Annotated in this window: 7 protein-coding genes and 1 pseudogene; 7 read left to right on the top strand and 1 reads right to left on the bottom strand. The window is 67.2% G+C overall.

Annotated features, from left to right (window positions below; translation table 11 throughout):
- Nucleotides 1-289: MFS transporter (locus tag I5M_RS10380; RefSeq protein ID WP_031336017.1), on the bottom strand; the 289-nt coding region annotated here is incomplete at its 3' end.
- 188 nt (nucleotides 290-477) lie between these two features.
- Here I5M_RS10380 and I5M_RS10375 point away from each other — a divergent pair.
- From I5M_RS10375 to guaA, 7 genes and pseudogenes are all read left to right on the top strand, one after another.
- The gene (locus tag I5M_RS10375; RefSeq protein WP_022721345.1) at nucleotides 478-798 is read left to right on the top strand and encodes a hypothetical protein; all 321 of its coding nucleotides are present in this window, start codon (nucleotides 478-480) and stop codon (nucleotides 796-798) included.
- Nucleotides 782-1,447, top strand: a complete 666-nt coding sequence (locus tag I5M_RS10370; RefSeq protein WP_022721344.1) for a nucleotidyl transferase AbiEii/AbiGii toxin family protein — start codon at nucleotides 782-784, stop codon at nucleotides 1,445-1,447. The genes I5M_RS10375 and I5M_RS10370 overlap by 17 nt, the downstream gene beginning before the upstream one ends.
- Before the next feature lie 184 nt (nucleotides 1,448-1,631).
- The gene (guaB, locus tag I5M_RS10365) at nucleotides 1,632-3,128 is read left to right on the top strand and encodes an IMP dehydrogenase (RefSeq protein ID WP_031336016.1); all 1,497 of its coding nucleotides are present in this window, start codon (nucleotides 1,632-1,634) and stop codon (nucleotides 3,126-3,128) included.
- Between the two features lie 316 nt (nucleotides 3,129-3,444).
- Complete coding sequence (locus I5M_RS10360) at nucleotides 3,445-4,479, top strand: NADP-dependent oxidoreductase (RefSeq protein WP_022721342.1); 1,035 nt, start codon at nucleotides 3,445-3,447, stop codon at nucleotides 4,477-4,479.
- 101 nt (nucleotides 4,480-4,580) lie between these two features.
- Nucleotides 4,581-5,003, top strand: a complete 423-nt coding sequence (locus I5M_RS10355) for an MAPEG family protein (protein ID WP_022721341.1) — start codon at nucleotides 4,581-4,583, stop codon at nucleotides 5,001-5,003.
- Nucleotides 5,004-5,038: 35 nt separating this feature from the next.
- A complete protein-coding gene (locus I5M_RS10350) occupies nucleotides 5,039-6,340 on the top strand; it encodes an RsmB/NOP family class I SAM-dependent RNA methyltransferase (RefSeq protein WP_022721340.1) in 1,302 nt (433 codons plus the stop codon).
- A 269-nt stretch (nucleotides 6,341-6,609) separates the two neighbouring features.
- A pseudogene (gene guaA, locus I5M_RS29475) lies at nucleotides 6,610-8,027 on the top strand (glutamine-hydrolyzing GMP synthase); the annotation flags it as partial.

Genomic DNA, 8,027 nt, shown 5'->3' with positions numbered 1-8,027 from the left:
AGTGATGGATCGAGGTCGACAGCGCACAGCCGATCGAGCCGACCATGAACACCGCGATGGCGATCGAGAACACCATGCGGGCGCCGAACCGGTCCGCCGTCCAGCCCGACGCCGGGATGAACACCGCCAGCGACAGCAGGTAGGAGGTGATGGCCAGCTTCAGCGTCAGCGGGCTGGTGCCGATATCGGCGGCGATCGCCGGCAGCGAGGTCGCGATCACCGTGGCATCCATGTTCTCCATGAACAGCGCAGCGGCGACGATCAGCGGAATCACGCGTTCTTTGTTCATGTTTTCCGGGATTCGCGAGGGTGGGTGAGGGGCTGTACCACCGTGCCGGACCAGTCGCTATTGCGGAACAGAGCGTGGGGCTTAAATCCTGCGTGACCGGCGATCGTTCCACGGCCCGGCCGTCGAGGTGGCCGGCGCACAGACGGCGAAACTTCGCCAATTTGGTCTGTTTCTGCTAAACTCCTCTTATGATTGTGCCACTCGACCTTCCTCCTGAACTCCTTGCCGATCTCGAGCGGAAGTACTTTTGGTGGCAGCCGGTCGGCGACGCACCGCGCTCTCCTGAACGCATCCTGGCCCAGGCCATGCGCTACGCCCCTTTCGCCGAGGTCCGCCGGCTAGAGGACACGCTCGGACGCAGTCTTCTCGCGGACGTCATGCTCGGCGCGGCGCCCGGCTGGTTCGACCCGAGGTCATGGGAATTCTGGCGAGGCCGACTGCAGAGCGCTGCGGCCCGGCCCATCGCCGACGAGCCGCCAGTCAGAACCTTCGATGACGCCGACGTTTGAGCCTCGGCTGGACATTCTGCCGCCCGCGCAGCGGCAGGTTTGGCCCGAATTGGCTGCCGCCGTGCAGATGCGGTTCGTCCTTTACGGAGGCACCGCGGTCGCCCTGCATCTGGGACACCGGATCTCAGTCGACTTCGATTTTTTTGCCTCCAATCCGCTCGACAAGCCGGCCTTGGCAGCAAGACTGGGCGTGTTGTCGGGAGCCCGTACTATCCAGGATGAGGTGAATACCCTGGTGGTCGAGGCGCAGCGGCCGGCCGGCGTCGTCAAGCTGTCGTTCTTTGGCGGCTTGAAGCTTGGCCGGATCAATCCGCCGATGATGACGACAGATGGCGTTCTGTTGGTGGCGTCGCCCGAGGATCTGCTCGCCACAAAGCTCAAAGCGACTTTGGATCGCGCTGAAGCCAAGGACTACCGGGACATCGCGGCGCTGCTCAGCGCAGGCATTTCGCTGCCGCGGGCACTCGGTGGTTTTCAGGCGATGTTCGGCCAGGATGCCGGCCTTCCGCTGCGGGCGATCGGCTATTTCAAGGACGGCGACCTGCCGTCGCTGTCGGAAGAAGATCGGTCAAGGCTTCGCGCCGCGCGCGACGCCGTGGCCGATATCCCTGAAATCACTCTGGATTTCACGCCCATCACGCCAGCTTGAGCGCTCCTGCCCACGCGCAGGTGGGCTCCGCGCCGGCGGCTCTATGATTCGTCATATCGCCATGCTATCGACCGCCGCCAACCCTCCCGACGGGAACGATTCGACGGCGCTGCATCGGTGGCGCCGAGCGTGGCTCCCGTTACCTCAAACCGCCCGCGGCTCCGCGCCGCCGAAGGAGTTGGCCATGGCGTCATCGAACGGATCGTCGAAGTTTCAGGAAGCCTATACGTTCGACGACGTGCTGCTGAAGCCGGGCCTGTCGGACGTGCTGCCGTCCGAGGTCGATATCCGCTCCAAGATCACCCGCGCCATTCCGCTCAACGTGCCGATCATCGCTTCGGCGATGGACACCGTAACCGAAGCCAAGATGGCGATCGCGATGGCGCAGGCCGGCGGCATCGGCGTCATTCATCGCAACTTCGATCCCGAAGGTCAGGCGCAGCAGGTCCGGCAGGTCAAGAAGTACGAATCCGGCATGGTGGTGAACCCGCTCACCATCAGCCCCGATGCCAAGCTCGCCGACGCGCTGGCGCTGATGAATCAGTACGGCTTCTCGGGCATTCCGGTGGTCACGGGCGCGCAGGGCCATGGGCCCGGCAAGCTGGTCGGCATCCTCACCAACCGCGACGTCCGCTTCGCCACCGATCCGTCGCAGAAGGTGTCGGAGCTGATGACGCACGAAAACCTCGTCACCGTGCGCGAGGGTGTCAGCCAGGACGAAGCCAAGAAGCTGCTGCATCAGCATCGCATCGAGAAGCTCTTGGTGGTCGACGATCAGTATCGCTGTGTCGGCCTGATCACCGTCAAGGACATGGAAAAGGCGGTCGCGCATCCGCTGGCGTCGAAGGACGCGCAGGGCCGGCTGCGCGTGGCTGCCGCCACCACGGTCGGTGAGGGCGGCTTCGAGCGCACCGAGCGGCTGATCGAGGCCGGCGTCGATCTCGTCGTCGTCGACACCGCGCACGGTCATTCGCAGCGCGTGCTGGAAGCGGTGACGCGGATCAAGCGCATCTCCAACGCCGTGCAGGTGATCGCCGGCAACATCGCGACGCGCGAAGGCGCGCAGGCGCTGATCGATTCCGGCGCGGACTGCATCAAGGTCGGCATCGGCCCGGGCTCAATCTGCACCACCCGCATGGTCGCCGGCGTCGGCGTGCCGCAGCTCACCGCCATCATGGACGCGGTCGAGGCCTGCAAGGCCGCCGATATTCCGGTGATCGCCGACGGTGGCATCAAGTACTCGGGCGACCTCGCCAAGGCGCTGGCGGCCGGCGCCGACATCGCGATGGTCGGCTCGCTGCTCGCCGGCACCGACGAGACGCCCGGGGAAGTGTTCCTGTGGCAGGGCCGCTCCTACAAGGCGTATCGCGGCATGGGCTCGGTCGGCGCGATGGCGCGCGGCTCGGCCGACCGCTACTTCCAGCAGGACATCAAGGACACGCTGAAGCTGGTGCCGGAAGGCGTCGAGGGCCAGGTGCCGTACAAGGGCCCGGTCGGAAACGTCGTGCATCAGCTCGCCGGCGGCCTGCGCGCCGCAATGGGCTATGTCGGCGCCAAGGATATCGGCGAATTCCACGACAAGGCCCAGTTCGTCCGCATCACCGGTGCGGGCCTCCGCGAAAGCCACGTCCACGACGTCACCATCACCCGCGAGAGCCCGAACTATCCGGGCGGGGTGTGAGGCGGCGACGATTAGTTAGCTGCGGGTGGTCGTTCGGCGACAGTTAGTTCGCGAAACCCTCTCGTCCGTCATTCCGGGGCGCTCACGCAGTGAGCGAACCCGGAATCCCGAAGTGATTGGGCGACTCGGTGCTCGCTGCAGATTCCGGGTTCGCGAGCTTCGCTCGCGCCCCGGAATGACGAGCCAGGGGGGCGTGGCGCTCTACGACAAACGCTCGATCGAACGAGAGCGGTAATCGCCACGCGTCCGTCTCGTCCCAGTTGGCGGAAGCCGTGTGCTCGCCTACAGTTCGCCGCAACATCAGAGGGGAAACATCATGTCCAAGTGTGAGCGCATCGTTTTGGCGTCGCGGCCGGCCGGGGAGCCGACGCCGGCGAATTTTCGGCTTGAAGAATTCGACATGCCGGTGGCGGGCGAGGGCGAGCTGCTGCTGCGCACGATCTGGCTGTCGCTCGATCCTTATATGCGCGGACGCATGAGCGAGGCGGCGTCCTATGCCCAGCCGGTCGCGGTCGGCGCGGCGATGGAGGGCGGCACGGTGAGCGAGGTGGTGGCGTCGAACAATCCGAAATTTGCCAAGGGCGATTTCGTGATGGGCCGCACCGGCTGGCAGACCTACTCGGTGTCGAACGGCGTCGGCATGCGCAAGCTCGACCCGGCAATGGGGCCGATCTCGACCGCCGTGGGTGTGCTCGGCATGCCGGGCATGACCGCTTATACCGGACTGCTCGACATCGGCCAGCCGAAGGAAGGCGAGACCGTGGTGGTCGCCGCTGCGTCCGGCGCGGTGGGCTCGGCGGTCGGCCAGATCGCCAAGATCAAGGGCGCGCGCGCGGTCGGCATCGCCGGTGGGCCGGAGAAGTGCGCCTACGTCAAGGATACGCTCGGCTTCGACGACTGCCTCGATCATCGCGATCCCGATCTTGCTGCCAAGCTGAAGGCGGCGTGCCCGAACGGCATCGACGTGTACTTCGAGAATGTCGGCGGCGCGGTCTTCGAGGCGGTGTTTCCGCTGCTCAACACCTTCGCCCGCGTGCCGGTATGCGGACTGATCGCGCACTACAATGATTTCGACGCGCCGCCGGCGCCGAAATGGGCCGGCATGATGATGCGCCAGGTGCTGGTCAAGCGGCTGACCATCCGCGGCTTCATCGTCAGCGACTTTGCTGCGCGCCATGACGATTTCCTGCGCGACATGTCGGCGTGGTTCCGCGACGGCAAGCTGCGCCACCACGAGAGCGTCAGCGAGGGGCTGGCCAGCGCGCCGGAAGCCTTTATCGGCATGCTGAAGGGCAAGAACTTCGGCAAGCAGCTGGTGCAGGTCGGGCCCGACAACAGCTACGACGTCTGACGCAAGGCGCGCGGCGCGGCCTCGCATTGTCATGCGGGACCGCGCCCGCTACAACGCACACACCACAGCGCCGTCCGTGAGCGGCCGAAAGGGGCTCCGCGATGTCCGTCCAGATGGTGCTGCTGCCAGTGTTCGTGCAGATCGGCCTGACCTTCGCGCTGCTGCTCGGCACCTTCGCGGCGCGTCGTCGCACGCTGAAATCGCGCGAGACCAAAATCGGCGACATCGTGCTCGGCCAGCCGAACTGGCCGGCACGCGTGGCGCAGGTCGGCAACTGCTACAACAACCAGTTCGAACTGCCGGTGTTGTTCTATGTGCTGATCGCGATCGCGTTGCCGCTTCGCCATGCCGACCTCGTCCTCGTGCTCTTGTCGTGGGTGTTCGTGGTGACGCGTTTCGTCCATGCCGGCGTGTTCGTCACCTCGAACGATCTGCGCGGCCGGTCGTTGGCCTGGCTCGCCGGGGCGCTGGTGCTGATGGCGATGTGGCTGTATTTCGCGCTGCGCATTCTGCTGCTGATCTGAGGCGCGCTGCGCGCCCGACCTTTCGAAAGTAACTCATGACTCCCGCCGCACGGCTGTCCGCCGCCATCGACGTCATCGCCACCATCAACAGCCAGCGCGTGCCGGCGGCGAAAGCGCTGAAGGAGTGGGGCACCGCGCACCGCTTTGCCGGCTCGGGGGATCGTTCCGCAATCGCGGGCCTCGTCTGGGACGTGCTGCGCCGCCGCGCCTCCAGCGCGTATCTGATGGACAGCGACACGCCGCGCGCGCGCGTGCTCGGCATGCTCAAGCTGGAGCGTGGCCTCGATGCCGAGGCGATCGCGGCGCTGTGCGACGGCGGCCGCTTCGCGCCGGAGCCGCTCAGCGACGCCGAGCACGGCGCGCTGACGTCGCGCTCGCTCGAAAACGCGCCCGCGCATGTCGCGGGTGACTATCCGGAATGGCTCGACGGCGCGCTGGCCGAGGTGTTCGGCGATGACCGCGTCGCCGAGGCGACCGCGATGGCCAGCCGTGCGCCGCTCGACCTGCGCGTCAACACGCTGAAGGGCAAGCGCGACAAGCTGCTGGCCTCGCTCAAGCATCTTGGCGCGGCCGAGACGCCGTGGTCGCCGCTGGGCTTGCGCATCGCGCTCGGCGCCGACGCGCGCAATCCCGGCATTCAGGCCGAGCAGGATTTCATCAAGGGCGCGATCGAGGTTCAGGACGAGGGCTCGCAGCTGGCGACGCTGCTCACCGCCGCAAAGCCCGGCGAGCAGGTGATCGACCTGTGCGCCGGCGCCGGCGGCAAGACGCTGGCGCTCGGGGCGATGATGCAGGGCAAGGGCCGGCTGATCGCCACCGACGGCGACAAGCGCCAGCTCGCGCCGATCCACGAGCGGCTGTCGCGCGCCGGCGTGCACAACGCCGAGGTGAGGGCGCCCAAGGGCGACGCCGATCCGCTCGCCGACATCAAGGGCAGCGCCGACCTGGTGCTGGTCGACGCGCCGTGTACCGGGACCGGCACCTGGCGCCGCAACCCCGACGCCAAATGGCGGATGCGCCCCGGCGCGCTGGAGATCCGGCTCAAGGACCAGGCCGAAGTGCTGGCGCGTGCCGCCCGCCTGGCGAAGCCCGGCGGCCGCATCGCCTACGTCACCTGCTCGGTGCTGCCGGCGGAAAACAGCGCGCAGGTGAGGGCGTTCGTGGCCGCGCATCCCGACTTCGCGGTGGTGCCGCCCGCCGAGGTCGCCGCCGCCCTGTGGGACAAGGCCGACGCATTCCTGGCGGCCGTCCGCACCTCGCCCGAAGGCTTGCTGATGACCCCGCTGAAGACCGGCACGGACGGATTTTTCGTCAGCGTCTTGAAGCGCAAAGCCTGAAACGGGCGAGGCGCGCTCCCTCTCCCGCGCGCGGGAGAGGGCCGGGGTGAGGGGCGCCGCGAGCACAGCGCGCTCCCTCGCCCCGCTCTTGCGGGGAGAGGGTTGGGGTGAGGGGCGCCGCGGGCACTGAGTCTCGGCCGTGCGGAGGCGCCCCCTCACCCGGCTCAGCGCTGCGCGCTGATCCGACCTCTCCCCGCGCGCGGGGAGAGGTGAGGGACGCAGCGTTTTTCCCCGTTGCGAGCCGCGCCTTGGTCGCGTATTTGCTGCCCATGACAGCCCCCAGCACACATTCCGCCTCCGTGGTCCCGTCCGGGGCCGACACCTCGCCGCATGTCGCCGCGATCCACGAGAAAATCCTGATCGTCGACTTCGGCTCGCAGGTCACCCAGCTGATCGCCCGCCGTGTCCGCGAGGAGGGCGTCTATTCCGAGATCGTACCGTTCCAGAAGGCCGAGGCCGCCTTCGCCGAGATGAAGCCGAAGGCCGTGATCCTGTCCGGCGGCCCGGCTTCGGTGCTGGACGACAATGCGCCCGCCGCGCCGATGTCGATCCTGCAGGCCGGCGTGCCGGTGCTCGGCATCTGCTACGGCGAGCAGACGATGGCGGCGCAGCTCGGCGGCACCGTCGAGGGCGGCCATCACCGCGAGTTCGGCCGCGCCACCATCGAGATCACCGACGACTGTGCGCTGTTCGACGGCGTCTGGCAGAAGGGCGGTCACTACGACGTCTGGATGAGCCACGGCGACCGCGTCACCAAGCTGCCCGAAGGCTTTCGCGGCGTCGCCAAGGCGCCGGGCTCGCCGATCTCGGTGATCGCCGACGACAAGCGCAAGTTCTACGCGATGCAATTCCACCCCGAGGTGGTGCACACGCCCGACGGCGCCAAGCTGCTGCGCAACTTCGTCCGCAAGGTCGCGGGGCTGACCGGCGACTGGACGATGCGAGCCTTCCGCGAAGAGGCGATCGAGAAGATCCGCGCCCAGGTCGGCAAGGGCAAGGTGATCTGCGGCCTCAGCGGCGGCGTCGATAGCGCGGTCGCGGCGGTGCTGATCCACGAAGCGATCGGCGATCAGCTCACCTGCGTGTTCGTCGACCATGGCTTACTTCGCAAGGACGAAGCCAAGACCGTCGTCGATCTGTTCCGCCACCACTACAACATCCCGCTGGTCCACGTGGATGCGTCCGAGACTTTCCTCGGTGCGCTGAAGGGCGTCAGCGATCCGGAACAGAAGCGCAAGATCATCGGCAAATTGTTCATCGACGTGTTCGACGCCGAGGCCAAGGTGGTCGGCGGCGCCGACTTCCTGGCGCAGGGCACGCTGTATCCCGACGTGATCGAGAGCGTGTCGTTCACCGGCGGCCCGTCGGTGACGATCAAATCGCACCACAATGTCGGCGGCCTGCCCGAACGCATGAACATGAAGCTGGTCGAGCCGCTGCGCGAACTGTTCAAGGACGAGGTGAGGGCGCTCGGCCGCGAACTCGGCCTGCCCGATGTGTTCGTCGGCCGCCACCCGTTCCCGGGCCCCGGCCTCGCCATCCGCTGCCCCGGCGAGATCACGCACGAGAAGCTCGACATCCTGCGCAACGCCGACGCCGTCTACATCGACCAGATCCGCAAGGTCTGGCCTCTACGACAAGATTTGGCAAGCCTTCGCTGTGCTACTCCCGGTCAAGACCGTGGGGG

Source organism: Rhodopseudomonas sp. B29 (assembly GCF_000333455.1).
Classification (GTDB): domain Bacteria; phylum Pseudomonadota; class Alphaproteobacteria; order Rhizobiales; family Xanthobacteraceae; genus Rhodopseudomonas.
The sequence above is the reverse complement of the archived record's forward strand: the minus strand, read 5'-3'. Positions and strand labels throughout refer to the sequence as shown.

Excerpts from the sequence above, each read along its gene's own strand:
- I5M_RS10350 (WP_022721340.1), top strand. The coding sequence starts at position 5,039 with ATGACTCCCGCCGCACGGCTGTCCGCCGCCATCGACGTCATCGCCACC.
- I5M_RS10375 (WP_022721345.1), top strand. The coding sequence starts at position 478 with ATGATTGTGCCACTCGACCTTCCTCCTGAACTCCTTGCCGATCTCGAG.
- I5M_RS10370 (WP_022721344.1), top strand. The coding sequence starts at position 782 with ATGACGCCGACGTTTGAGCCTCGGCTGGACATTCTGCCGCCCGCGCAG.
- guaB (WP_031336016.1), top strand. The coding sequence starts at position 1,632 with ATGGCGTCATCGAACGGATCGTCGAAGTTTCAGGAAGCCTATACGTTC.
- I5M_RS10360 (WP_022721342.1), top strand. The coding sequence starts at position 3,445 with ATGTCCAAGTGTGAGCGCATCGTTTTGGCGTCGCGGCCGGCCGGGGAG.
- I5M_RS10355 (WP_022721341.1), top strand. The coding sequence starts at position 4,581 with ATGTCCGTCCAGATGGTGCTGCTGCCAGTGTTCGTGCAGATCGGCCTG.